This is a genomic window from Nesterenkonia sp. CL21, from assembly GCF_031705515.1.
GTDB lineage: Bacteria > Actinomycetota > Actinomycetes > Actinomycetales > Micrococcaceae > Nesterenkonia > Nesterenkonia aethiopica.
Genome location: NZ_JAUTWR010000005.1, coordinates 218,640 through 241,996, shown reverse-complemented (window position 1 = coordinate 241,996; position 23,357 = coordinate 218,640). Strand labels below are relative to the sequence as shown.

Sequence of the window (23,357 nt, the reverse complement as noted above, 5' to 3'; positions counted from 1 at the left end):
CACCAGCCCAGCCACACCACTGAACTCCCCGCTGACTGACCTGCTCAGCCGAGCACGTCGTCGCGCCGGTCCTCCACGCACGGGTCGGCCCCGGCGGACCTGCGAATCCTCACCGAGGCAGTTGGAGGAGACCAGCCGCATCGCGTCCTCCAGCACCCGCGCCAGCACCATCAGCTCCGTCCTGGCTGCGGCCTCCCCATCACACGAAGGCCGATACCCCGGTGAGTGCCCGCCCCACGATCAGGGAGTTGATCCCGTAGGAGCCCTCATAGGTATAGATGGCCTCGGCGTCCCCCATGAGCTTGGCGACCTCGTAGTCGGTGGTGATGCCGTTCCCGCCCAGGGCCTCCCGCCCGAGGGCCGCGGACGCCCGGGCCAGGCGGGTCGCAGTTGCCTTCGCAGCAGCCGCGTGCACCATCTCCAGCTGTCCCTCCTGCTGGAGTGCGGTGATCTGCGTCATCAGCGCCTGTGTCGCCGTCAGGTTCCCCGAGATCTCGGCGATGGCCTGCTGGATGAGCTGGAATGAGGCCAGCGGGCGGCCGAACTGCTCGCGATCGGTCACATAGGTGCGCACCACGTCGAGCACCGCGTGCTGCAGACCGACCGCCTGCCAGCCGACCCAGGCCCGTGAGCTGCACAGCAGCACGTTGGTGTCCGCGAAGCTTCGGGCGCCGGGCAGCTTGGCCTCAGCCGGAACCCGCAGATCCTCCAGCACGACGTCGGCGTTGGGGATGCCGCGCAACCCCATCTTGTGGCGGATCATCTCCGCGTGGTACCCGGGAGTGTTCGTCTCCACGAGGAAGCACTTGATGGCGTCGTCGGCGACGTCACGGGCCCAGATGAGGGCGATGTCAGCGATGGTGGCCATCCCGATCCAGCGTTTGGTGCCGTTGATGACCCAGGAGTCGCCCTCCCGGCGAGCCGTGGTCGCCAGACCGCCGGCGATGTCCGAGCCGTGGTCCGGCTCGGTGAGACAGAAGGCGCCGAGCGCCTCAAAGCGGGATAGGCGCCCCAGCCAGGCCTCCTTCTGCTCCGCGGAGCCATAGGCGTGGATGAGACCCACGATGAGCTCGTTGTGGATGCCCAGCACTGCGGACATGGAGACGTCGGCCTGGGCGACGGCGGCGTGCGCCAGGCCCTTGAAGAGACGGGACGTGCCGTCGATCTCCAGACCGCCGAGCCCCAGGTCCGCCAGCGACGGCAGCGCCTCGGCCAGGAACCGCTCCTCGTTCCACGCTTCGAGGGAGGGCTTGCGGAGCCTCTCCTGCACGAAGGCCTCGATGTGACGGAGGCGCTCGTCCTCCTCAGCGGACAGGTGGCGCCTGGTCTTCAGCAGGTCGCCCTCGGGGTACTGGACAGCAACGGTCACCGTCACCAGCTCCTTCGCATGGTCGCCGGCTCCTGGAGCCGGCCATGATGAGCCGCGCCGGGGCCGGGATGGGGAGGCGCGCCCCCTCGGGAGGGACGCACCCCGGTCTCGGGTCCCAGGCGGTGCCGGATCTCGGCCTGGCCGCCTCGGGACCCTCAGTATATGGCCTGACCGGTGACGCGCATCACAGGAGGTCAGGTCCTGTCGTAGGCTGGAGCTGTCAGCCCGGCGATCACGTCGGATCCCGTGTCGACTGACGCCGCACGCAGCCAGTGGGAGGTTCTCCAGGACATGACCAGCCACAACGCCTCACTCGACTCCAGCGCCCTGACCAGCGCCGAGCGCGCCGCCGCGTTCCGCCAGGCCCGGGACCGCCTGGTGGCCTGCCAGCAGGACTACGACCGGGCCTGTGAGGAGTTCCGCTGGCCTCGGTTCTCCCACTTCAACTTCGGCCTGGACTGGTTCGACGTCGTCGCCTCCGGGGAGCGAGCCGACCAGGACGCCCTGGTGATCGCCGAGGCCGACGGCACCGTGCTGCGCCGCACCTTCGCCCAGCTGCGCGACGCATCGAACCGAGTGGCGAACTGGCTGACCGCTCAGGGCGTCCGACGCGGCGACCGGATGATCCTCATGCTGGGCAATCAGGTGGAACTCTGGGAGGTCATGCTCGCCGGCATCAAGCTGGGCGCCGTGCTGATCCCCACCACCACGCAGATGGGGCCCGCCGACCTCCAGGACCGGGTCAGCCGCGGACAGGCGCGCTGGGCCGTGGCCGGCCCCGCAGACCTGGCGAAGTTCCAGGAGGTCGACGGCGACCTCACCCTCATCCACGTGCCGGGGGCGGGGGCGCCGCCGGACAGCGGGCGGACTGTGCTGGACTACGAGGACTCCCGGCACGCCTCCGCGACATTCACCCCCGTGCAGCCGACCCCGGCTGACGAGACCCTGCTGCTCTACTTCACCTCCGGGACCACCTCGCTGCCCAAGCTGGTGGAGCACACCCACACCTCCTACCCGGTGGGGCACCTGTCCACGCTGTACTGGATCGGCATGCAGCCGGGAGACGTCCACCTCAACGTCGCCGGACCTGGGTGGGCCAAACACGCCTGGTCCAACTTCTTCACCCCGTGGATCGCCGAGGCCACGATCTTCATCTACAACTACACCCGCTTCGACGCCGCCGAACTGATGGCCCAGATGGACGCCCACCGGGTGAGCAGCTTCTGCGCCCCGCCCACCGTCTGGCGGATGCTCATCCAGGCCGACCTCACCCTGCTGCAGCACCCGCCCCGGGTGACCGTCTCCGCCGGGGAGCCGCTCAACGCCGAGGTGATCGACCAGGTGGAGCGGGCCTGGGGCTGCACCATCCGAGACGGCTTCGGACAGACCGAATCCACGCTGCAGGTGGCCAACACTCCCGGCCAGCCGGTGACGCGCGGCTCGATGGGTCGGCCCCTGCCCGGCTTCGACGTGGTGCTGATCGACCCCCGCACCGGGGAGGAGGCCGAGGAGGGGGAGCTGTGCCTGCGCGCCGAGCAGTCCGGGACGCGCCGGCCCGTGGGACTCATGAAGGGCTACGCGGGAGACCCCGAACGCACGGCGGAGGTCTTCCGCGACGGCCTGTACCACACCGGAGACGTGGTCCAACGGGGTGAGGACGGGGTGCTGACCTACGTGGGCCGCAGCGACGACGTCTTCAAGTCCAGCGACTACCGGATCTCGCCCTTCGAGCTGGAGTCCGTGCTGGTGGAGCACCCCGCTGTGGCGGAGGCCGCCGTCGTGCCCGCCGCGGACGAGCTGCGGCTGGCGGTGCCCAAGGCCTACGTGGTCCTGGCGGCCGGCTGGGACTGGGATGAAGAGACGGCCACCTCGATCCTGGCGTCCTGCCGGGAGAAGCTGCCGCCGTTCAAGCGGATCCGGAGGATCGAGCGCATCGAGCTGCCGAAGACCATCTCCGGGAAGATCCGCCGGGTGGAGCTGCGGGCGCTGGAGGAGAGCCGGGGCGGCGAGCGCGGCACCGAGGAGTTCCGCGACGCCGAGCTGCCGGCGCTCCGGACCTGAGGCGGAGCCGGGTCAGGCCTTGACCATCTGCCAGATCCCGACGGCGGCAACCCCGACGACACCTGCGCCGCCGACCCAGGTGAGCCAGAACAGCGGCATCCCCGGCATAGCCCCGACCATCCCCCAGCACAGCACCGCCGCCGATGCGGCCAGGGCGATCAGCATCCTCTCCCCGAGTCGGTACATGTCCTGCACGTTCTCACTGGTCAACGGCTTCGGGAAGTTGAAGATCCGCGGGTGCCGGGAAAGCAGCGTCATGCCGAGCACGCAGAGCAGCCAGATCAGCACGGGGGCGAGGAACAGCTCCCAGGGTGATCCCATCCTGTTCACCGACCCGTCCATGGCGAAATGCACCGGCACCTGACCGGGCTCCTCCAGGGCACGCCAGCCGATGAGCAGCATCGGAACCGCGCCGACCACCACGCTCGCCCAGCGCAGGGTCCTCCACCCCGAGCCCAACTCATAGTCCGGCTCCGGACGGTCCTGCCATCCGCCATACACCTCCGGCTCCGGCGCCTGCGCCCGGCTCGTCTCAGCGTCCCCCACAGCCAGTCCTCTCTCCTGTCTTGCGCGTGATGTGCGTCCTCATCAGTCGAAGTCCCCGAGCCCGCCGTCGAGCAACCAGTGATGGCGCAGGGTCAGCGCCCGCTCCAGGGCCGCACCCACCGCCGCGACCGTCAGGGTGACGTTCGCCCAGCCGGGCAGGGTCACCGGGGAGATGAACACGCCCCAGGACTCCGGTACGACATCCCAGCGGGACACCACCTCGGCCAGCTGCAGCCCGCCCACTACGAGCCCGACGACCAGGATCACGACGGCGGCCCAGCCCACCGCACGACTGGCCCGGGGGCGCCGACGGTCGAACTCTGCGCGCAGCCCCTCCATGGAGCGGGGGTCCGGCTCCAGCATGCGGGTGGGCCCTCCGTCGTCGGGCACGTAGTGCATGCGCTTCAGACCGTAGAGGCTGGCGGCGAACTCCACCACACCACCCCGCACGGAGAACGCGGCCGGGGAGGCGCCGACGCCTACCTGGCGGCCCTCACGGTACAGCGAGGCCTCGAACTCGGCGGAGAAATGGTCCACATCGACCTGGTAGTCCACCGTCGGCCGCGCCTCGTCAGGCCCACCGGCGGCCCCGTCGGAGACGGGAAGCTCCAGATGGAAGGCCGAGCGGTGCAGCACATGCCACCACTGCATCGGAACGAAGGCACGGCCGTCCCCCGGACGGACCTTCCGCTGCCGACGCCGCTTGCCCCATTCCTTCATGGGCTCCAGCCTGCCAGGCGTCGCGCCGCGCGAGGATCAGCCGGAAGGATGATTCGTCCTCACGGCCCACACAGCAGCAGGCGATGACTACCGGTGCTGCCAGGTAGGCTTCCGCTTGTTCGCGAAGGCGTCCATACCTTCGGACTGGTCCTCCGTGGAGAACAGCGAGTGGAAGATTCGGCGCTCGAACTGCAGCCCACTGGCCAGCGGCATCTCAAAGGCCGCAGCCACCGCCTCCTTGGCCATCTGTGCGGCCGGCTTGGACTTGGAGGCGATCAGCTCGGCCACCGTCTTCGCCTCGGCGTCGAGCTCCCCGTCCGGGACCACCCGCGAGACGAGGCCGATCCGCTCGGCCTCCTCGGCGTCGATGTGGCGGCCGGTGAGCACCATGTCCATGGCCTTGGCCTTGCCCACGGAACGGGTGAGCCGCTGGGAGCCGCCCATCCCCGGGATGACGCCCAGGTTGATCTCCGGCTGGCCGAACTTCGCCCCGGTGCCCGCGATGATGATGTCGGCCATCATCGCCAGCTCACAGCCGCCGCCCAGCGCGTAGCCGGAGACGGCGGCGACGATCGGGGTCCGCACTCGAGCCAGGTCCTCCCAGCGGCGGAACCAGTCCGCCGCGTACATGTCGGCGAAGGACTGCTCGGACATCTCCTTGATGTCCGCCCCGGCGGCGAACGCCTTCTGCGAACCGGAGAGCAGGATCGCACCGATCTGCGGGTCGGCGTCGAAGGCCACGGTCGCAGCGACCACTTCCTCCATGGTCTCTGCGTTGAGCGCGTTCAGCGCGGCGGGCCGGTTCAGCTGGATCCTCCCGACCCGCTTGGCGGAGGAGACCTTGATGGTGGTGTACGTCTGTTCAGTCATGGGGCAGCTCCAGAATCTTGTGGGGCACCGGGGTGAAGAAATGGTCGAGCAGGTCGTCGTCGACGTCGGCCAGCCGGGCGGGGTTCCAGCGCGGGCTGCGGTCCTTGTCCACCAGCTGGGCACGGATCCCCTCCCGGAAGTCATGGGAGCGCAGCATATGCATCCCCACCGTGTACTCCTGGATGAGGGCACCCGCCAGGGAGAGCTCCGCCGCCGTGGTGATGGCACGATGCGCGACCCTCACGGACAGCGGGGAACGCGCCCGCAGCGTGGACGCCGCCTCGGCGGCCTCCGGGATCTCCCCGGCCACACCGTCCAGCCGGGCGAGGATGATGTCCACATCATTGCCGGAGTAGACGTGGTTGATCCACTCGGCCGCGCCCAGGGCGGAGTCTCCCGGCTCCACGGCGAACTCCGGCAGCGCCTCATCCACTGGGCGACTGGTCAGCTCGCGGATCAGCGCTTCGATGGACCCCGAGTCGATCCGGGTGTCCGCCAGTCCGGCGAAGATCGCATCCGCGGCTCCCAGGTGGAGCCCCAGCATCCCCGCGTGCAGGCCGACCTTCCTCCGCGCATGACCCAGCAGGAAGGTACCGCCGACGTCGGGCGAGAACCCGATGGTGGTCTCCGGCATCCCGGCCCGGGTGCGTTCGGTGACGATCCGGTGGGAGCCGTGCGCGGAGATGCCCATGCCCCCGCCGAGCGCCAACCCGTCCATCAGCGCGATGTACGGCTTCGGGTACTGGGAGATCAGCAGGTTCATGCGGTACTCGACCGCCCAGAAGTCCTCGGTGGCGAAATGCGCCTGATAGGCGGGGGTGCCGTCAGGAAGCATCGGGCCGCCGTCGTGGTCCTGATGCTCCACCATGTCCCGGTAGACGCCGACGACGTCTCCGCCCGCGCAGAGCCCCCGCTCCCCCGCGCCCCGGACGAGCACCTGGGCGACGGCGTCGTCGGCGGCCCATTCCTCCAGCTGGATGAGCACGGACTCGCACATCAGCTGCGTCAGCGCGTTCATGGCCTTGGGCCGGTTCAACGTGATGATGCCGAGATGTCCTCGGACCTCGAATGCGACGTCGCCGGTGAAAGTCTCCCTGCCCATCACGCCTCCTTGCCGGTCCGCGGACCCGTCGGTCGATGAGAACCCAGAGCACAGGGAGTGACCTGGGTCTCACCACAATGTACCGGCCCACAGGGACGCGTTCAACGCGCCGACGACGGCACGGACGCGGCGCTGATCAGGAGGTTCCGGAACCCGGTCGGCTCAGTGCGCCACCGGACCCGCCGGCGTCGCGGAGGCCTCGATCTGCCAGGGCCGGACCACCAGCAGGGCCACCGCGGTGGCCGCGGCCATGCCTCCAGCGATGACGATGGCCATCCCTGTCGCGCCTGCGCCGAGCACGCCCACCAGCGGGGCCGTCAGGGCGGCCACGCCGAACTGGACGGCGCCCAGCAGTGCGGCGGCGGTGCCCGCGGCCTCCCCATGACGGGAGAGCGCCAGCGCGGGCGCATTGGGCAGGGCGAGCCCGCAGGCGGCCAGGACCAACCACAGCGGGACGAGCAGGCCAGGCAGACCGCCGACGCCCGTGGCGGCGAGCAGCAGCAGGACCACGCCCGCGGCGGTGCCGGCGACCAGAGCGCCGGTCATCACCTGGGCGGGGGCGAAACGGCGGAGCAGCCGCACGTTGCACTGCGTGGCGATGATCAGGCCCACTGCGCCCAGGCCGAAGACGATCGCGTACTGCTGCTCGTCCAGCCCGTAGACCTGCTGGAAGACGAACGAGGACCCGGAGACGTAGCCGAACAGGGACGACATCGCCAACCCGGCCACGAGGATCAGACCCACGTACGGCCGGTCGCCCAGCAGCCGGCCGCAGTCCCGCAGCGTGCCGAGCGGGCCTCCGCGGCGCCGGTCCTCCGGCGCCAGCGTCTCGGGCAGCAGCATCGCGGCCACCACGGTGATCGCGACGCCGAGGATCGCCAGCACCACGAACACGCCCCGCCAGGACACCAGAGCCAGGACCAGCCCTCCGAGCGTGGGGGCCAGCACCGGGGCCGCACCCATGACCAGCATGAGACGGGAGAGGATCTTCGCGGCCGCCATGCCGACGAACAGATCCCGGACCACGGCCATCGCGACGACGGCGGCCGCGGCCGCCCCGAGGCCCTGCAGGACCCGCATGCCGCCGAGGGCGACCAGGTCCGGGGCGAGCGCGCAGCCGACGGAGGCCACCACGTGGACGGCCACCCCCACCAGCAGCGGACGACGACGGTCCACCGCGTCCGAGAGCGGGCCCACCAGCAGCTGTCCCAGACCCAGGCCGGCGAGCGTACCGGTCAGCGTCAGCTGCACGGCGGCCTCCGTGGTCATCAGGTCGTCGCGGATGGCCGGCAGGGCCGGCAGGTACATGTCCACGGTGAGCGGACCCAGCGCGATGAGCACGCCCAGCACCAGAATGAGCCGCAGCCGCTCCGCCGGGGTCAGCAGCTCCCCGGGCGCCAGCGCGGTCCGCTCCTGACAGTCAGGCACGGCTCAGGCGTTCCAGAGGCCGTAGGAGTCGGCCAGGGACGCGATCTTCTGGGCGCGGGCCAGACGCGGCAGGTAGGAGCCGTCACCGATGGAGGCGCCCTTCTCATGCGCTTCGATCAGTTCGCGGGCCCAGTTGAGCTCATCGTCGGAGGGGCTGAGACCCTTGTTGACCAGGTCCACCTGCCCGCGGTTGAGCGAGAGCTTGCCGGTCATGCCCATCGAGGCGGTCACACCGCAGGCTTCGATGACGGCGGCCTCCTCCGCATCGGGCGGCGTCGGGCCGTCGATGGCGCCCGGTAGTCCGCCCACACGGGAGGCGATGACCAGGCGCGACCGCGCATAGGCCAGCGCCATGGGGTCGGCGGAGACGCCGACGTCCTTGCGGAAGTCATTGGTGCCGAAGGCCAGGCGGAAGGTGCCGGGAGCCGAGGCGATCTGTGTGGCGTTCTCCACGCCGAGGGCCGACTCCACCAGCGCGATCACCGGAGTTCCGGCCCGCAGACGCATGGCCGTGTAGGTGACCTGCTCCGGCCGCTCGGTCTCGGCAAGCATGACCCCGCGCAGCCCCTCGGCCTTGGAGAGCGCGGCGACGTCGTCCTCCCAGTGCGGAGACGAGGTGGGGCTGATGCGGACCCAGGCGGTCATCCCGCCGTTGAGCGCCTCCAGCACGGCGGCCCGGGCGGCGACCTTGCCGTCATCGGGCACCGAGGCCTCCAGGTCGAAGATCACCGAGTCCGCCTCGCTGGCGAGGCCGGGGGCGAAGTCCTCCTGCTTGGCCGCATTGATCAGCAGCCAGGAGCGGGAGAGCTTGGCAGGCAGAGCGGCGGCGCGTCGGTTGCGAATCGGCATGGGCCCAGCCTATCGTCCCGCCGCCTGGTGGGCCGGGCTGACGCACCCGCCTCCCGCATGCTGAGAAGCACCGATGGGGGCACCCCCGGCGCTCCCGGGCCCCCACCGACGCCGCCCATGCTTGCCGCGATCGATGGTCGCTGTCCGCGGCGATCGACGACGGTTCGGCGGAACGTGGCGGGGATTGACACCGGCCGCCGTGCAGAGGAACATAGTGATGGGCCACGGTTCAACTTTGAACCGTCATGGAGACATCCCCCTCGTCTCCGGCCCGACAGAAAATCGATGTCCGAGTTTCCGTTCCCTCGGGCATCGTGTTCTGCCCCGCGAGAAGATCTGCTGGCCGGGTGCGCATCATCCCACCCCTGACAGCCGCCCGGTCCCTTCTCGCCCAGCGGGCGGGAGGCACCCCCGTTCTGGCCTCCCGCCCGCTCCCTCCACCTCGTGACACCTGCGGAGCTCCGCCGAATTCGCTGAACCGCGGAAGGGCTCGTATTCTGGCTCCCATGACTCTCCGCCGTTCCCTGCGCCTGTGCGGCGCGGCCGCAGCTGCTGCGCTGCTGCTGGCCGGCTGCGGCGGCGACGACGAGGACGCTCCCACGGAGCCGGACCAGGCCATCCCAGCACCCGAACATGAGGCCGATGACACGGTCCGCCTGCCCCTCGGGCTGGTGAGCCCCCAGGGCCACAGCGTCAACGCCCCGATCGACGAGGAGGGCGTGGTCCGGATCCGGGAGGACGTCGGGAGCGTGCAGCAGACCGAGGTCTACCGGACCGACACCTTCGGCTGCGAAGACACCGTGTCCGTGATCGCCTCCGTACCGATGGTCACCGAGGACCCGGCACGCAGCGCCGTGGAGTTCCTGCTGCAGGACCAGCACTACCACCACGGGGACCCCGCCTACCTGAATCCGCTGGCCATCTCCGAGGGACTGGAGCTCGACTCCGTGACCGTCGACGACGACGTCGTCACCGTGGATCTCACTGGGGAGCCCACGGTGCGCGGCGCCTGCGAGTCCTGGCAGATCCACTCCCAGCTGGAGGCCACCGCCCGCGCCGCCACCGGCGCCGAGGAGGCCGAGATCCTGCTCGACGGGGAGCCGTTCGCCCACGTGCTGGGCATCGAGGTGACGGAGGGTCCGCTGACCCTGCAGCGCGTCACCGACATCATCCGCTGACCCTGCCCGGAACGCCGACGTCGTCAGCCCACCAGGCGCCCTCAGTCCAGAAGCAGTCCGGGCTGCTCGAGGACCGCACCGACGTCGCTGATGAACCGTCCGGCGTGGTCGCCGTCGATGAGGCGGTGGTCGAAGGACCCGCCGATGGTCATCACGTCCCGGGGGACGATCTGCTCACCCACCACCCAGGGCTTGCGCCGCACGGCGCCGAGCAGGACGATCGAGGCCTGGCCCGGAGGCAGGATCGGGGTGCCGCCGTCCAGGCCCAGCGGGCCGACGTTGGTGATAGAGATCGTGCCGCCCTGCATGTCCGCCGGGGCAGTCTTCCCATCCCGGGCGTCCACCGTCAGCTGAGTGATGGCGGCCGCGAGGCCACGGGTGCTGTAGGTCTGCGCATCATGGATCACCGGCACCATCAGGCCCCGCGGGGTGGCCGCAGCGATCCCCAGATTCACATAGTTCTTCACCGAGTAGTGGCTGTCATGCCAGGTGGCGTTGACCTGCGGGTTGCGGCGGGCGGCCCAGATGATCGCCTTGGCCGCGAAGAGCAGCGGAGACACGCTCAGTCCCTCGTAGGAGGGGTCCTGCTTCAGCGCGGTCCGCAGCTCCATGGTGCGCGTGACGTCGATCTCCTTGAACACGCTGACATGCGGCACCTCGGAGGCGGAGGCGCTCACATTCGTCGCCGTCGCCTTCCGGATGCCGCGCACCGGAACCTTCTCCTCCCGGGGGCCCTCGCGGAGCAGGCCGGTGAACGGCGGCTCGGCCGGGGTCGCTGTCGCCGGGGCCTTCTCCCCGTTCTTCTGACGAGCGCGGCGCTCGACGTCGTCGCGGGTGATCTTGCCGTTGCCGCCGGAGCCGACCAGCTCCCAGACCGCCACACCCAGACGCTTGGCCAGCGCCCGGACCGGCGGGCTCGCCTTCGCCACGAGATCGCCGATGTCCGAGGCGCCCGCAGCGGGAGCCGGGACGACGTCGCCGGGGCGCCCGCCTGAAGGGTCCAGGTCCGGGAGTCCCAGATCCGAGACGTCCACCAGGTCAGGGGTGGTGTGCCCGCTGCGCGGACGGCGCCGGGCCGAGTCCGCCTTGGGCCCGGAGCCGATCAGCGAGTCCCCGCTCTGCGAAGAGGACGCTGGGGTGGAGGTCGACGTCGCCTGTGCCGCAGAGCTCGTCGTCCCGGCAGAGCTCGTCGTCCCGGCAGACTCCTCGTCGACGGGGGCGGGGGCGGCCGCCGGTTCCGCCGACTGAGCCGCTGACGGCTCGGTCTCGGGGCTCGGGGAGCCCTCCACAGCGATGCGGATCAGCGGACTGCCGACCTCGATCGTCTCGCCCTCGTCCGCGACGAGCTCCTGGACCTGGCCGGCGTACGGGATGGGGAGCTCCACCAGCGATTTGGCGGTCTCGATCTCGACGACGATGTCGTTGACCTCGACCGTGTCCCCGACCCCCACACGCCAGGAGACGATCTCCGCCTCGGTGAGCCCCTCGCCGACGTCAGGCAGGTTGAAGGTGTCGACCATGCTCAGTCTCTCTCCGTTCGTTGTCGACGCCGGGATCAGCGGCGGGGATGGCTGAAGCTGCGGTCCACGGCCTCCAGCATGCGATCGATGTCCGGCAGGTAGCGGTGCTCCTGCTGCGACGGCGGGTACGGCATGTGGAAGCCGCCCACCCGAAGCACCGGGGCGACGAGTCGGTGGTGGGCCCGCTCGCTCACTCGGGCGGCGATCTCCGCGCCGAAGCCGCCGAAGGTGGGGGCCTCGTGGGCGACGATGAGCCGCTGCGTCTTCGCCGCCGATCGAGCGATGGTCTCGTCGTCGAGCGGGCTGATCGAGCGGACGTCGACGACCTCGATGCTGCGTCCGTCCTGGGCCGCCGCCTCCGCGGCCGCGAGAGCCACCGGCACAAGGGGCCCGTAGCAGGCGATCGTGGCGTCGGTGCCTTCGCGCACCACCTGGGCGGTGAAGGCGTCCTGGGCGGGGGTGGAGAAGTCCACCATGCCCTTGAGCCAGTATCGGCGCTTGGGCTCCAGGATGATGACCGGGTCCTCGCAGCGCACCGCCTGACGCGTCATCCAGTAGGCGTCATGCGCGTTCGACGGCGTGATGATGCGCAGACCCGCTGTGTGCGCGAAGAGCGCCTCCGGAGACTCGGAGTGATGCTCGATCGAGCCGATGGAGCCGCCGTAGGGCAGCCGGATCGTCACCGGCAGGTGCACCTTCCCCGCGGTGCGGGAGCTGATCTTGGCCAGCTGGGTGGTGATCTGGTTGAACGCCGGGAAGACGAAGCCGTCGAACTGGATCTCGGCGACCGGACGGTGCCCGCGCATCGCCAGACCGATGGAGGTGCCGACGATTCCTGACTCCGCCAGCGGAGAGTCGATGACCCGCCGGGGGCCGAACTCCTTCTGCAGCCCGTCGGTGACGCGGAAGACGCCGCCCAGGGCGCCGATGTCCTCCCCGATGAGCAGGGTGCGCGGGTCAGCGGCGAGCTCATCGTGCAGCGCCGCGGTGATCGCCTTGGCGAGGACGAGTTCCCGCGGAGGTGCGGGCGTCTCGACGCCGTCGTCGTGTCCGACCGCCTCCTGGGCGCTGCGTGCCGAAGAGGCCGTGGAGACGACGTCCGGTGAGGACGGTGTGGGGGCCGCGGGGCGCGTCCCGCGTGCACCTCGGCGGGAGCTGCGTGCCGAGGGCGCGTGGGACTCCGCCCGGCGTGCCTGGCCATGGTTCATCAGTGTCATCGGGCACCAGCCTCTCCGCCGGCCAGGGCGTCGTCATCGACGAAGCCGGCCTCGTACTCCTTCAACCACGCCTTGTCCGTCTCGACCTGCCGGTGCGGCTCGGCGTAGACGGCGTCCATGGCCTCCTCGAGCGGCAGCGGATCGATCTCCTGGACGGCCCGGCGTAGCTCGGCCGCGACCTCGGCGGCCTCCTGGTCCACCTCGGAGAAGTAGATGTCATCGGCGAGGTCCTCGGCCTCGAGCCAGCGACGGTACCGGTCCAGCGGGTCCTTGGCGCGCCAGGCCTCCACCTCGTCCGCGCTGCGGTACTTGGTGGGGTCGTCGGCCGTGGTGTGGGCGCCCATCCGGTAGGTGACCGATTCGATGAGCTTCGGTCCGCCGGCGCGCACCTGTCCCGCCATGTGGGCGGCCACCGCATAGCTGGCGAGCACATCGTTGCCGTCCACCTGGACCCCCTCGAAGCCGTACCCGGCGGCGCGAGCGGCCAGCGGGCTCCGAGACTGCGTGGAGGAGGGCACGGAGATCGCCCAATGGTTGTTCTGGATGAAATAGAGCACCGGCAGCTCGTAGGAGCTCGCGAAGACCATGGACTCGTGGACGTCTCCCTGGCTGCTGGCACCATCGCCGAGGCAGGCCAGGACGATCTCGTCCTCCGCCCGCCCGTCGGCGAGGTCACCCGCTTCGAGCTCCCGCTGGATGCCCATCGCCCACCCGGCGGCGTGGAGGGTCTGGGCGCCGAGCACCACCATGTAGACGTTCATGGCGTGCTCACGGGGGTCCCAGCCGCTGTGCGCGGTGGCGCGGAAGAGCTGGATGATCTGGTCCGGGCGGATGCCGCGGTGGAGGGCCATGACGTGTTCCCGGTAGGTCGGGAAGATCATGTCCGTGGGCTTCAGCGCTGAGACGGTTCCGGCCTGGGCGGCCTCCTGTCCGAGGGCAGGCACCCAGAGGGCGAGCTGGCCCTGGCGCTGGAGCGAGGTCGCCTCAGCGTCCATGCGCCGCTCCGTGGCCATGAGTCGATACAGGTCGCGCAGATCCTGCTCTCCGAGCGCGGCGATGTACTCGCTGTACACGTCATGCTCGGTGTAGGTTCCGTCGGGCGCGAGCAGCTGGATGGGCTGCACGGCGTGCTCCTCTCCGGTGGCATCAAGGGTGGGCCACCGTTCATTCTGTCAGCTGCGGTCAGCTCGTCCGTGTGTAGGTCTTACACAACTGGATCAGCCGATCGTTGGCTTCGGTTTCGCCGATGCTGACTCGTACACCGTCGCCGTCGAAGGCCCGCACGGCGAGGGCCTGGAGCCCGGCCTCGTGGGCGAAGTCACCTGCGTGGTCCCGCAACGGCAGCCATATGAAGTTGCCCTGCGCGTCCGGCACGTTCCACCCCGCGTCGATGAGGGCGTCCCGGACTCTCTGTCGTTCTTGTACAAGATTCTGCACCCTGGAGTTCACCTCGTCCAGAGCTTCCAGCGATGCGATCGCTGCGACCTCACCCAGCGTGGAGACGCCGAACGGGACCGCGACCTTGCGCAGGTGCTGGGTCACCTCCGGTGAGGCGATGGAGTAGCCGACCCGCAGGGCCGCGAGACCGTGTGCTTTGGAGAAGGTCCGCAGCACCACGACCTGCGGGTGCTCGCGGTACAGCGCGAGCGTGTCCACGGGGTCCTCGATGCGCACGAACTCCAGGTAGGCCTCGTCGATGACGACGACGACGTCGCGGGGGACCTTCCCCAGGAAGTCCACGACCTCCTGATGCCGCAGCGCGGGCCCGGTCGGGTTGTTGGGTGTGCACAGCAGGATGACCCGGGTCCGGTCCGTGACCGCGGCGGCCATCGCCTCGAGATCGTGGCGACCGTCCTGCGTGACGGGCACCGGGACATCCTGGGCGCCTGCAGTGCGGACCACAATGGGGTAGGCCTCGAAGGAGCGCCAGGCGTAGATCACCTCGTCAGGAACGCCGTCGGGCCCTGTGCCGGCGAAGGCGCTGATCACCTGGGTCAGGGCGCCGAGGCTGCCCGTTCCGGTGACGATGTCCTCCACCGGCACGTCGAGGGTCTCGGCGAGCGCGGCACGCAGCTGCTCCGCACCGGGGTTCGGGTAGCGGTGGACGGTGTCCACCGAGGCGATGGCCCGTTCCACGGAGGGGACCGGGCCCAGCGGATTCTCGTTGGAGGAGAGCTTGTAGGGGGTGAGCCCCTCGGCGGGGCGAGGCGGCTTGCCTGCGGCATAGGTGGGCAGCAGGGACAGGGCAGGGCGCGGGGTGACCGTGCCCGCGACGCTGCGGGTCAGCCGGTCAGCCGTCCGGGCGGTGTCGTGGTCTGTGGTGCTCATGGGTCGCATGATCCTCTCAGGGTTCTCTCATCTCTGACATGAGATGATCGTCCTCGTGAGAATCCTACTGGCGATCGTGCTCAACGCCTGCGCCCTGGGCGCGGCGGCTCTGCTCCTCCCTGGGATCGGCGTCGAAGGCGCCGGTGACGACATCGGGATGGTCCTGCTGGCCTATCTCTTCGTCGGGGCTGTCTTCGGGGTCATCAACGCCGTGATCAAACCGGTCCTCTCCCTCCTGGCCCTGCCGATCACCTGCCTGACGCTGGGCCTGTTCGCCGTGGTGATCAATGCCGCGATGCTCATGCTCACCGGCTGGGTCACCTCCTTCTTCCCCGTACAGTTCGTCGTCGGGTCGTTCTTCTGGGATGCGATCCTCGGGGCCATCATCGTCTCCCTGGTCTCCGCGATCCTAGGCCGGTTCCTGGTGGATCCGGCGGCACGCGCGGCCTGATCACCGGGCCGCCGGGATGGGGGCTCACCGCTCCGGCGGGCCGATGACGGCCGGGGTGAGCGGCTGCGGTACGGACGGTTCGCCGTCGTCGGCGCCCGGCGCCGGACCGGACCGTGGGGTGGTCGGGATGATCACGCCGGGGGTGAGCGGCTGCGCGCGGTCACGGTGGCCGCGGACCGGTTCCTGGGGATTCGCGGCGGCTTCCGCCTGGCTCCGCACCGCCGAGGCGTCGGATCCGACGGCGCCGCCGAGCGACTCCTCCCCGATAGCACCTCCGGGCTCCCCAGCCAGGCCCTGACCGTCCTCCTCACCGGCAGATCCCAGTGCGCCGGCGTCGAGGGTGCCGGAGTCGAGGGTGCCGGCGCCCCGTGTCCTCTCGGAGGGAGAAGGTGGTGCGGTGTCCTCGAGGTCCGGCGTTCCTGGCGTCTCGGGATCCTCCACCGGTGTCACCGGGCCGAACGCGTCTCCGATCCCCAAGACGTCCAACCGCTCGATGGACTCCCAGACGCCGGTCGTCAGTCCCGTGGCTTCCCAGAACTCCGGGTCGAACAGGTCCGGGTCCTGGCTGTCCGGGTTCTCCTCCCATCCCGTCCGGAAGACGTGCGTCTCCGCCTGGCCCTGGTACAGCGTGGAGAAGTCTCGCAGCAGCGCATCCCCGCCCTCACCGAGGTGCTCCTCCGGGTTGGTCTCTAGCTCCTCGACGATGTCGAGGTAATGCTGGTAGCTGTGGGCATCGCCGAACAGCGAGGGGTCCTCGGGCCGGGCGTCCTCGTTGTGATGGGCGACCTCGATGACCTGTCGGTTCACCCCGGTTCCTTGGTGCTCGCCGAGGAGGTGCGGCACAGGATCACGACGGTTCTGGATATGCGTGGTCGAGGTCTGCGTCCCTGGCGGGAAGCCGCCGTGTCGGCCCGGGGCTCCGATGCTCGTCGCGGCGACCAGGTCATACTTCTCCCCCAGCCTGCCGTTCCGGACCAGATTGGTCACCGCGATCCCGCCGAGACTGTAGCCGGACAGAGCGATCTGGTCTCCTTCCTGCGCCCCCAGGCTCTCCAATGCCTCATCGACCACATCGGCGAGCTGCTCGGCGTCGTTGAACGCCGAGTCGACCAGACCCAGGTACCCCCTGCCGTCCTGCCGGTTGAGGTCGGTGATGTCCATATCCAGTCCCGGCAGATGCACCATGTACGTGGTCTCGCCCGAATCTCCGGCGACGGTCGTCACCGCGAGGTCCCCCTCCTCCGAAACCTGGCCCATCTGCTGGTACCACGAGTGCAGCGTTCCGTCGCCGTGGTGGAAGGACGTTCCCGTCTGATCACCCAGCCTCAAATCATGTCTCGCCATCTCATACGCGGCCAGCGCGTTCTCCTCCTGGAGCTTCGCGATCGCCAGGAACCCGAACCCGGCACCGTCCTCGAACCGATCGCGCCCGCTGGGCCTGCCGCCCCCGAGACCTGATCGCCCACGCGTGAAGTACGCCGCCACCAGCCGAAGCGCCTCCTGCCCGCCGAGCACACCGAGGCTGCGGGCCCAGTCGCCGGCCAGCCTCCCATCCCCCTGACCGGCCTGATCGATGACGTAGGAGGTCTCCGAGATGAGCTCGCTGATCTGCAGCCATCGGCGGATCATCGACTCGCCCTCGCGGTACTTGTCGTGGGAGTACTCGATCGCCGACACACACTTCTCCACCAGACCGCTGATCCAGATGATCCGCATGCTGAGACTCGCACTCCGGGCCACCAGCAGCGGCGCCCGCCAGTGGGGGATCTGAGGACGTGGCACCAGCAGCAGCGTGTTGTTCGCGGCGACGTCGTCCAGCTGCCTCCCCGCGAGCTCCTGAGCCGCCCCGACGTGGGACGAGGCCGCGAGGAGCGTCTCCCAGGCGACGTCGATCGTCGTGTCCCCGCCAGAGACCCTGACGGTGAACGGACCGTGATCGGCGGTGTGCGGGCGCACGGGCACCGGCACGGGGAACTGAGGGGCAGGAGGATCCATGGTCATCTCCTGACAGTGTGTCGTCGACGGGGTGGTGGATGGGGTGGTTGATGGAGTGGCCGTCAGGTGGCGTTCTGCTCGACAGGCGGTCGCAGGACCTCTGCGATCACGTCGCCGAGCCCAGGCGGAACTCCCCCGTAGTCGTCGAGGAAGCTCCCCAGGGACATGACGTCGTCCACTGCCGCGCGCGCTCGTCGCAGCAGGACCTCGCCGGAGATCCCCACGATGTCCAGCCCGGCCACCGCGTCGAGGATCGCGGCCAGATGGCGCGCGACCTGCGCTCCCTCCCGCATGACCCCCGCGAGGATCGACGCCTCGGACGCCAAGTCCTCAGCTTCCTCGCTGACCCCCGCGCTGTCGGCCATCAGCAGGTCGATCAACCCGCGGAAGGCGTCTCCGGCCAACGATTCCCACCGCACCGCGTCCTGGGCGAGGACGAGCTGCGTCCGCTGCTGAGGGCCCAGACCCGCTGCGCGCCGGTACCGGGCGGCCATCTCGTCATAGACCGTGGCGACCTGGTCCAAGTGGGCAGCTGCGGCACTGTACACGGGAACTCCTCGGGGCTCGGCCGCTCGACGGCGGCTGACTGAACAGGGACGACGCCGTCGACGCTAGGCGGCGCACCGCTCACTGCGCCGCCCGGGGCGGCGGTCTGTGGATAGCCCGGGCATGTCGCCGCCGTCGTCCGGCCCCTGTGGAGGAGCCCGCCTGTGACGGGCCTGCACCTGCGCCCCTCGGCCGTGGAAGAATGTCGGGCATGGCCAACTCTGTCTCCTCCCCTGCCGTGTCCACGCCGTCCTCCGCCGACCAGGACCGCGTCAGCCTCGCCGCCGCCGAGCCGCAGATCGCCCTGGGTGCGCTGGACGGTCGGTACCGCCCCGCCGTCGCGCCGCTGATCGACCACCTCTCCGAGGCCGCGTTGAACCGCAACCGCATCCACGTGGAGGTCGAATGGTTCATCCACCTCTGCACCGAGCAGGCGCTGCCGGGCCTGCCCATCCTGACGGAGGAACAGATCGCCGGGCTCCGCGGCATCGTGACCGGATTCGGGCCGGACCAGGTCGCCGAGCTGGCCGCCATCGAGGCCGAGACGGTCCATGACGTGAAGGCGGTGGAGTACTTCATCGCCCGTCGCCTCGACGGACTCGGACTCGGTGAGCTGACCCCGCTGGTGCATTTCGCCTGCACCAGTGAGGACATCAACAACCTCAGCTACGCGGTGGGCATCCGTGACGCCGTCGAGCAGGTGTGGCTTCCTGCGGCCCGCACGGCGCTGGACGGTCTGGGCGCCCTGGCCGCAGAGGCCGCCGAGGTGCCGATGCTCTCCCGTACCCACGGCCAGCCAGCGACTCCCAGCACCCTCGGCAAGGAGATCGCCGTCTTCGTCCACCGCCTGACCCGCCAGGTGCGTCGTGTCGAAGCTCAGGAGTACCTGGGGAAGATCAACGGCGCCACGGGCACCTACGCCGCCCACCTGGCGGCCGCACCGGAGCTGGACTGGCCGGCGCTGGCACAGCGGTTCGTGGAGAAGCTCGGACTGACGTTCAACCCGCTGACCACCCAGATCGAGTCTCATGACTGGCAGGCGGAGCTCTACGCGGACATCGCCCGCTTCAATCGGATCCTGCACGGGCTGTGCGTAGACATCTGGTCCTACATCTCCATCGGCTTCTTCCGTCAGATCCCCGTGGCCGGGGCCACCGGGTCTTCGACGATGCCGCACAAGGTCAACCCGATCCGCTTCGAGAACGCCGAGGCCAATCTGGAGATCTCCAACGCCCTGCTCGACTCCCTCGGCTCCACGCTCGTGGAGTCCCGATGGCAGCGCGACCTCACCGACTCCTCGGGCCAGCGCAACATCGGCACCGGCATCGGCCACTCGGTGCTGGCGCTGAGCAACGTCACCAAGGGCCTGAAGCAGCTCGACGTCGCCGCCGAGGTCATCGCCGCCGACCTGGACGCCAACTGGGAGGTCCTGGGAGAGGCGATCCAGACCGTCATGCGCGCAGAAGCCATCGCGGGCACCTCCGGCATGGAGAACCCCTACGAACGGCTCAAGGAGCTGACCCGCGGCCGCCGCGTGGACGCCGAGAAGCTCCAGGAGTTCGTCGCCGGACTCGGGCTGAGCCCCGCCGCCGAGGACCGGCTGAAGAGCCTCACCCCGGCCCGGTACACCGGCCTCGCGACGCGGCTGGCCCGGGAGTTCGCCGGCACCGAGTGACCGGCACCGAGCGAGCAGCGCAGACACGGTGAAGGGGGCCGCTTCGGCGGCCCCCTTCGTCGTTCACGGCCGCATCGGCCGCGCAGCCTGTCAGCGCCTCAGACTGTCAGCGTCTCAGACTGTCAGCGCCTCAGACTGTCAGCGCCTCATCGTGTCACCTTGCGCGGGAACACGACCGCGGTGAGCCACACCGCGAGGATCACGAAGCCGAGGCACCAGAGCGGGCCGGCCCACCAGGTCGAGGGAACCTCCGTCCCGGTGATCAGGGCGCGGGCGGCATCGATGATGGGTGTCATCGGCTGGTGCTGCGCGAAGCCCTGCAGCCATCCGGGCATCGTCTCCACCGGAGCGAAGCCGCTGGAGACATAGGGCAGGAACAGCAGGATGAACCCGTAGCCGTTCGCCGACTCCGCCGAACCGGAGACCAGTCCGAGCAGGGCGAAGACGCAGGTGATGGCCAGGATCCACAGGGCGATGAGCCCCACTGCTCCCAGCAGCTGGGGCAGGCCCGCATCCGTGCGGAAGCCGACGGCGAAGGCCACCCCGAGTACCACGGCTGTGGCCAGCAGGTTGCGCACCATGGAGGCCACCGTGTGGCCCAGCAGCACCGTGACCGCCGGGAAGGGCATGGTCCGCAGCCGGTCCATGAAGCCGGTGGTGACGTCGTTGCTGACGACGACGGCGGTGTGGGAGGCGCCGAATCCGGCGGCGGTCAGCGCGATGGCCGGCAGCACGAAGGCCAGGTAGTCGGCCCGGCTGCCGTCCCCGATCGCCATGGCCTCCCCCATGACGAAGGTGAAGATCAGCATGAGCATGACCGGCAGCAGCACGGCCATCAGCACGGACTCCACGTCCCGGAAGGAATGACGGAGACTGCGCAGAGAGAACTGCGCCAGGCCTGTCAGCAGCCCGGCTCCGGGCGCCCCAGGGGGAACCCGAGTCGGTGTCTGCGGCATCTCGGCGCCCTCGGCGCCCTGGTGTTGACGGGCGGGCCGGACGGCGGCGAGCTCGTCGGTGCTCGTACTGGTCATGACAGGGCCTCCTCGGTGATCTGATCGGTGGGCGGGGCGCCGGTGAGCTGGAGGAAGACCTCGTCCAGGCTGGGGCGACGCACCGTGACACGCATGCCCGGTCGGGACTCAGCGATGCCGTGCAGCACCCGCGCGACGTCGTCGACCTCTCCCCCGGTGGGGATCTCCTCACAGACGTGCCCGGCGTCGTCGCGCAGTTCGATGGTGGAGCCGCCCACCTGCGCCTTGAGCTCCTCGGCAGTGCCCCTGGCGATGATCCGACCGCCGTGGAGCACCAGGACCTGATCGGCCAGGACGTCGGCCTCCTCGAGGTACTGGGTGGTCAGGAACACGGAGGTGCCCTGGTCGGCGAGGGCCTGGATCTCATCCCAGAGCGCCTGGCGGCTCCGTGTGTCGAGCCCGGTGGTGGGCTCGTCCAGGAACAGCAGCCGCGGCTCGGGGATCAGCCCGACGGCGATGTCCAGCTTTCTGCGCATGCCTCCCGAGTACGTGCCGGCCCGGCGGCGGGCGTGCTCGGTGAGGCCGAACCTCGCCAGCAGCGCCTCGGACCGCTCGCGGGCTCGGGACCGGGACAGTCCGAACAGGCGGCCCATGAGCTGCATGTTCTCCTCCCCGGAGAGGGACTCGTCGACCGCGGCATGCTGACCGGTCAGGGAGATCAGCCGCTGCAGTTGCCGCCGATCGGTCCAGGGGTCCAGTCCGAGCACCCGCACCTCGCCTGAGTCCCGGGGGATCAGGGTGGACAGGATCGAGACGAACGTGGTCTTGCCGGCGCCGTTGGGACCCAGCAGGGCGTGGACGCCCGGGGGCAGTGACAGGGTGAGGTCGTCCAGGACTCGATGGCGTCCGTGGCTCTTCCTCAGCCCGGTGACATGGATGAGCGGAGGGGCGTCCTCCGGCGCGGCCGCGCCGCGACTGTCTGTGTACGTCATACATAGAGTATGACATACACAGTGTAGTTCGTACACAGTCAATGTCAGGTGGTACTCGTCCAGGTGAGAGAATGCACGTCATGGTCGACACCACTGAGACAGGCCTCCCCCGCGCGGTCGCCGTCGCCTGGGGCATGCAGGAGACGCCGCAGCGCGGCCCGAGCCGCGGCCTGAGCCATGAGCGGATCGTGGCCGCTGCGGTCCGCATCGCCGACGAGGAGGGCCTGGCCGCGGTCACGATGCAGGCCGTGGCGAAGTCCTTGGGATTCACCACGATGTCGCTGTACCGCTATGTCTCCGGCAAGGAGGAGATGCTGCAGCTCATGGGTGATGCGGCCGCGCGGCTCTCTGAGAAGGTCACGCTCGATCCCGACTGGCGCCAGGCGCTCCGACAGTGGGCCGCGCTGATCCGGGAGGTCTGGCGGGCCCACCCCTGGCTCCGCGAGATTCCCCGGGGACAGGTCTCGGTGCTGATGCCCAACCAGATGCGCCTCGCCGACCTCGGGCTCCAGGCTCTGGAGTCCCTGCCCCTGACCAGGGACGACAAGATCGGCATCATTCTCGTGGTCTCCCAGCACGTGGCCTCGATGACCGAGCTGGAGCTCGCCCTGGCGCAGGAGGGCCAGCTGACCGTCACCGAGGAGGGCGCCGCGATGCTCAAGGAGGTCATCACCGAAGAGCGCTACCCCCACGTGGCTCCGCTCTATCAGGCCGGCGACTACTCGCCGGGGTCCACCGCCTCACCCCCAGCCACTGACGAACCACCGGTGGAGAACGTCGAGGCGGAGTACGACCTCGGTCTGGACCTGATCATCGCGGGCCTGGAGTCCCGCGCCGGCGGCGCTGCGGAGACGGCGACTCGACACTGACGAGCGCGGGTCACGCCACCGCCAGGACCACAGCTCCCAGGCTCGGCATCCCGAGGACCAGATGGGCCCGCTGCCACAGACCGGCATCCCCTGCGTCCTGCTCCCATCGCTCCCCGAATCCCACGGCCAACCACCCCGTGGCCAGGCCCGCGACGACGGCGGCGACCCGCACCGCCGTGTCCAGGCCAGGGACCACGACCACCCCGATCATCACGACCGGAAGCCCGAGGAACACCACGGAGCCCGCCTGGTCATGCCGCCGGTGCCGCCGGGACAGCACCTCGGGGTCGCCCGCGGGACTGCCCGGCGGATATCCCCGCATGGGGTCCATGCGGAACAGCCCAGAGGCCACCACGGCGAGGCCCAGGACCGCGACGCCGCCTGCCCAGATCAGGCCTGCCCAGGGGACGTCTGACCCAGAGACGCCGCTGAAGGCCTGTCGGATGAGCACGGAGGCCCCGAGGATGAGCGCGCTGCCGAGCTGGAGGAAGTTGGCAGTCTGGACCCAGCCGCGAGAGCTCAGGGCGAGGGCGCTGACGGGTTGGCGGCGAGGATCGTAGCCGGGCCGTGTGGCCCCGTCGATCAGGAAGACCGCGATGAACAGGACAGCGCCGAACAGCGGCGCTCCCAGCAACAGACTCGACATGCTCACAGCACCCTCTCCGACGGG

Annotated in this window: 21 protein-coding genes; 5 read left to right on the top strand and 16 right to left on the bottom strand. The window is 69.9% G+C overall.

Translation table 11 applies throughout. The annotated features are described in order from the left end of the window. Nucleotides 1-199 precede the first annotated feature (199 nt). A complete protein-coding gene (locus Q7C18_RS10180; RefSeq protein ID WP_070158818.1) occupies nucleotides 200-1,369 on the bottom strand; it encodes an acyl-CoA dehydrogenase family protein in 1,170 nt (389 codons plus the stop codon). Nucleotides 1,370-1,660: 291 nt separating this feature from the next. Between Q7C18_RS10180 and Q7C18_RS10175 the strand changes: the two genes are divergently transcribed. Continuing rightward, nucleotides 1,661-3,430: an AMP-binding protein gene (locus Q7C18_RS10175; protein ID WP_311025301.1), complete on the top strand. Its 1,770-nt coding sequence runs from the start codon at nucleotides 1,661-1,663 to the stop codon at nucleotides 3,428-3,430. A gap of 12 nt (nucleotides 3,431-3,442) precedes the next feature. Here Q7C18_RS10175 and Q7C18_RS10170 read toward each other — a convergent pair whose 3' ends face one another. From Q7C18_RS10170 to Q7C18_RS10145, 6 genes are all read right to left on the bottom strand, one after another. Next, nucleotides 3,443-3,976 carry a DUF1648 domain-containing protein gene (locus Q7C18_RS10170; RefSeq protein ID WP_070158815.1) on the bottom strand — a complete coding sequence of 178 codons (534 nt, stop codon included), beginning with the start codon at nucleotides 3,974-3,976 and terminating at the stop codon, nucleotides 3,443-3,445. A gap of 42 nt (nucleotides 3,977-4,018) precedes the next feature. Continuing rightward, the gene (locus Q7C18_RS10165) at nucleotides 4,019-4,696 is read right to left on the bottom strand and encodes a hypothetical protein (protein ID WP_311025300.1); all 678 of its coding nucleotides are present in this window, start codon (nucleotides 4,694-4,696) and stop codon (nucleotides 4,019-4,021) included. An 87-nt stretch (nucleotides 4,697-4,783) separates the two neighbouring features. Next, a complete protein-coding gene (locus Q7C18_RS10160) occupies nucleotides 4,784-5,566 on the bottom strand; it encodes an enoyl-CoA hydratase (RefSeq protein ID WP_070158820.1) in 783 nt (260 codons plus the stop codon). Further along, nucleotides 5,559-6,668, bottom strand: coding sequence for an enoyl-CoA hydratase/isomerase family protein (locus Q7C18_RS10155; protein ID WP_311025299.1), 1,110 nt, complete (start codon nucleotides 6,666-6,668; stop codon nucleotides 5,559-5,561). The genes Q7C18_RS10160 and Q7C18_RS10155 overlap by 8 nt, the downstream gene beginning before the upstream one ends. Nucleotides 6,669-6,830: 162 nt before the next feature. Continuing rightward, nucleotides 6,831-8,096 carry a multidrug effflux MFS transporter gene (locus Q7C18_RS10150; RefSeq protein ID WP_311025298.1) on the bottom strand — a complete coding sequence of 422 codons (1,266 nt, stop codon included), beginning with the start codon at nucleotides 8,094-8,096 and terminating at the stop codon, nucleotides 6,831-6,833. Between the two features lie 3 nt (nucleotides 8,097-8,099). Then, nucleotides 8,100-8,945, bottom strand: coding sequence for a CoA ester lyase (locus tag Q7C18_RS10145; RefSeq protein WP_311025297.1), 846 nt, complete (start codon nucleotides 8,943-8,945; stop codon nucleotides 8,100-8,102). Between the two features lie 506 nt (nucleotides 8,946-9,451). On the opposite strand from Q7C18_RS10145, the gene Q7C18_RS10140 reads away from it, so the two are divergent. Continuing rightward, nucleotides 9,452-10,123 (top strand): GerMN domain-containing protein, encoded by a 672-nt coding sequence (locus tag Q7C18_RS10140; protein ID WP_070160357.1) that lies wholly within the window; start codon nucleotides 9,452-9,454, stop codon nucleotides 10,121-10,123. Nucleotides 10,124-10,164: 41 nt separating this feature from the next. Here Q7C18_RS10140 and Q7C18_RS10135 read toward each other — a convergent pair whose 3' ends face one another. Genes Q7C18_RS10135 through Q7C18_RS10120 form a run of 4 tightly spaced genes read right to left on the bottom strand, consistent with a single transcriptional unit; the run spans nucleotide 10,165 to nucleotide 15,188 of the window. Further along, entirely contained in the window at nucleotides 10,165-11,643 is a 1,479-nt protein-coding gene (locus Q7C18_RS10135; protein ID WP_311025296.1) for a dihydrolipoamide acetyltransferase family protein, read from the bottom strand. A gap of 35 nt (nucleotides 11,644-11,678) precedes the next feature. Further along, nucleotides 11,679-12,860: an alpha-ketoacid dehydrogenase subunit beta gene (locus Q7C18_RS10130; protein ID WP_237090049.1), complete on the bottom strand. Its 1,182-nt coding sequence runs from the start codon at nucleotides 12,858-12,860 to the stop codon at nucleotides 11,679-11,681. Then, nucleotides 12,857-13,984, bottom strand: coding sequence for a thiamine pyrophosphate-dependent enzyme (locus Q7C18_RS10125; RefSeq protein ID WP_070160353.1), 1,128 nt, complete (start codon nucleotides 13,982-13,984; stop codon nucleotides 12,857-12,859). The genes Q7C18_RS10130 and Q7C18_RS10125 overlap by 4 nt, the downstream gene beginning before the upstream one ends. Before the next feature lie 58 nt (nucleotides 13,985-14,042). Continuing rightward, complete coding sequence (locus Q7C18_RS10120; protein ID WP_083277519.1) at nucleotides 14,043-15,188, bottom strand: histidinol-phosphate transaminase; 1,146 nt, start codon at nucleotides 15,186-15,188, stop codon at nucleotides 14,043-14,045. Nucleotides 15,189-15,243: 55 nt separating this feature from the next. On the opposite strand from Q7C18_RS10120, the gene Q7C18_RS10115 reads away from it, so the two are divergent. Beyond that, entirely contained in the window at nucleotides 15,244-15,639 is a 396-nt protein-coding gene (locus tag Q7C18_RS10115; RefSeq protein ID WP_083277521.1) for a phage holin family protein, read from the top strand. A gap of 24 nt (nucleotides 15,640-15,663) precedes the next feature. Here Q7C18_RS10115 and Q7C18_RS10110 read toward each other — a convergent pair whose 3' ends face one another. Together Q7C18_RS10110 and Q7C18_RS10105 are read right to left on the bottom strand one after the other, a co-directional pair. Beyond that, nucleotides 15,664-17,634: a hypothetical protein gene (locus Q7C18_RS10110; RefSeq protein WP_311025295.1), complete on the bottom strand. Its 1,971-nt coding sequence runs from the start codon at nucleotides 17,632-17,634 to the stop codon at nucleotides 15,664-15,666. Nucleotides 17,635-17,696: 62 nt separating this feature from the next. Continuing rightward, nucleotides 17,697-18,182, bottom strand: coding sequence for a hypothetical protein (locus Q7C18_RS10105; protein WP_311025294.1), 486 nt, complete (start codon nucleotides 18,180-18,182; stop codon nucleotides 17,697-17,699). A gap of 209 nt (nucleotides 18,183-18,391) precedes the next feature. Here Q7C18_RS10105 and purB point away from each other — a divergent pair, with 209 nt between their 5' ends. Beyond that, nucleotides 18,392-19,855 carry an adenylosuccinate lyase gene (purB, locus tag Q7C18_RS10100; RefSeq protein ID WP_311025293.1) on the top strand — a complete coding sequence of 488 codons (1,464 nt, stop codon included), beginning with the start codon at nucleotides 18,392-18,394 and terminating at the stop codon, nucleotides 19,853-19,855. Nucleotides 19,856-20,001: 146 nt separating this feature from the next. Here the strand turns inward: purB and Q7C18_RS10095 are convergent, their stop codons facing one another. Further along, nucleotides 20,002-20,886, bottom strand: coding sequence for an ABC transporter permease (locus Q7C18_RS10095; protein WP_311025292.1), 885 nt, complete (start codon nucleotides 20,884-20,886; stop codon nucleotides 20,002-20,004). Next, nucleotides 20,883-21,818 (bottom strand): ATP-binding cassette domain-containing protein, encoded by a 936-nt coding sequence (locus Q7C18_RS10090; RefSeq protein WP_311025291.1) that lies wholly within the window; start codon nucleotides 21,816-21,818, stop codon nucleotides 20,883-20,885. The genes Q7C18_RS10095 and Q7C18_RS10090 overlap by 4 nt, the downstream gene beginning before the upstream one ends. Nucleotides 21,819-21,898: 80 nt before the next feature. On the opposite strand from Q7C18_RS10090, the gene Q7C18_RS10085 reads away from it, so the two are divergent. Beyond that, nucleotides 21,899-22,687, top strand: a complete 789-nt coding sequence (locus tag Q7C18_RS10085; RefSeq protein ID WP_311025290.1) for a TetR/AcrR family transcriptional regulator — start codon at nucleotides 21,899-21,901, stop codon at nucleotides 22,685-22,687. Between the two features lie 10 nt (nucleotides 22,688-22,697). Here Q7C18_RS10085 and Q7C18_RS10080 read toward each other — a convergent pair whose 3' ends face one another. Next, nucleotides 22,698-23,333, bottom strand: coding sequence for a DUF998 domain-containing protein (locus tag Q7C18_RS10080; protein ID WP_311025289.1), 636 nt, complete (start codon nucleotides 23,331-23,333; stop codon nucleotides 22,698-22,700). Nucleotides 23,334-23,357: the final 24 nt, after the last annotated feature.

Bases quoted from the DNA above. Each gene is read 5' to 3' on its own strand.
- Q7C18_RS10175 (WP_311025301.1), top strand. From the start codon at position 1,661: ATGACCAGCCACAACGCCTCACTCGACTCCAGCGCCCTGACCAGCGCC.
- Q7C18_RS10165 (WP_311025300.1), bottom strand. From the start codon at position 4,696: ATGAAGGAATGGGGCAAGCGGCGTCGGCAGCGGAAGGTCCGTCCGGGG.
- Q7C18_RS10160 (WP_070158820.1), bottom strand. From the start codon at position 5,566: ATGACTGAACAGACGTACACCACCATCAAGGTCTCCTCCGCCAAGCGG.
- Q7C18_RS10155 (WP_311025299.1), bottom strand. From the start codon at position 6,668: ATGGGCAGGGAGACTTTCACCGGCGACGTCGCATTCGAGGTCCGAGGA.
- Q7C18_RS10145 (WP_311025297.1), bottom strand. From the start codon at position 8,945: ATGCCGATTCGCAACCGACGCGCCGCCGCTCTGCCTGCCAAGCTCTCC.
- Q7C18_RS10140 (WP_070160357.1), top strand. From the start codon at position 9,452: ATGACTCTCCGCCGTTCCCTGCGCCTGTGCGGCGCGGCCGCAGCTGCT.
- Q7C18_RS10135 (WP_311025296.1), bottom strand. From the start codon at position 11,643: ATGGTCGACACCTTCAACCTGCCTGACGTCGGCGAGGGGCTCACCGAG.
- Q7C18_RS10130 (WP_237090049.1), bottom strand. From the start codon at position 12,860: ATGACACTGATGAACCATGGCCAGGCACGCCGGGCGGAGTCCCACGCG.
- Q7C18_RS10120 (WP_083277519.1), bottom strand. From the start codon at position 15,188: ATGAGCACCACAGACCACGACACCGCCCGGACGGCTGACCGGCTGACC.
- Q7C18_RS10110 (WP_311025295.1), bottom strand. From the start codon at position 17,634: ATGGATCCTCCTGCCCCTCAGTTCCCCGTGCCGGTGCCCGTGCGCCCG.
- purB (WP_311025293.1), top strand. From the start codon at position 18,392: ATGGCCAACTCTGTCTCCTCCCCTGCCGTGTCCACGCCGTCCTCCGCC.
- Q7C18_RS10095 (WP_311025292.1), bottom strand. From the start codon at position 20,886: ATGACCAGTACGAGCACCGACGAGCTCGCCGCCGTCCGGCCCGCCCGT.
- Q7C18_RS10090 (WP_311025291.1), bottom strand. From the start codon at position 21,818: ATGACGTACACAGACAGTCGCGGCGCGGCCGCGCCGGAGGACGCCCCT.
- Q7C18_RS10085 (WP_311025290.1), top strand. From the start codon at position 21,899: ATGGTCGACACCACTGAGACAGGCCTCCCCCGCGCGGTCGCCGTCGCC.
- Q7C18_RS10080 (WP_311025289.1), bottom strand. From the start codon at position 23,333: ATGTCGAGTCTGTTGCTGGGAGCGCCGCTGTTCGGCGCTGTCCTGTTC.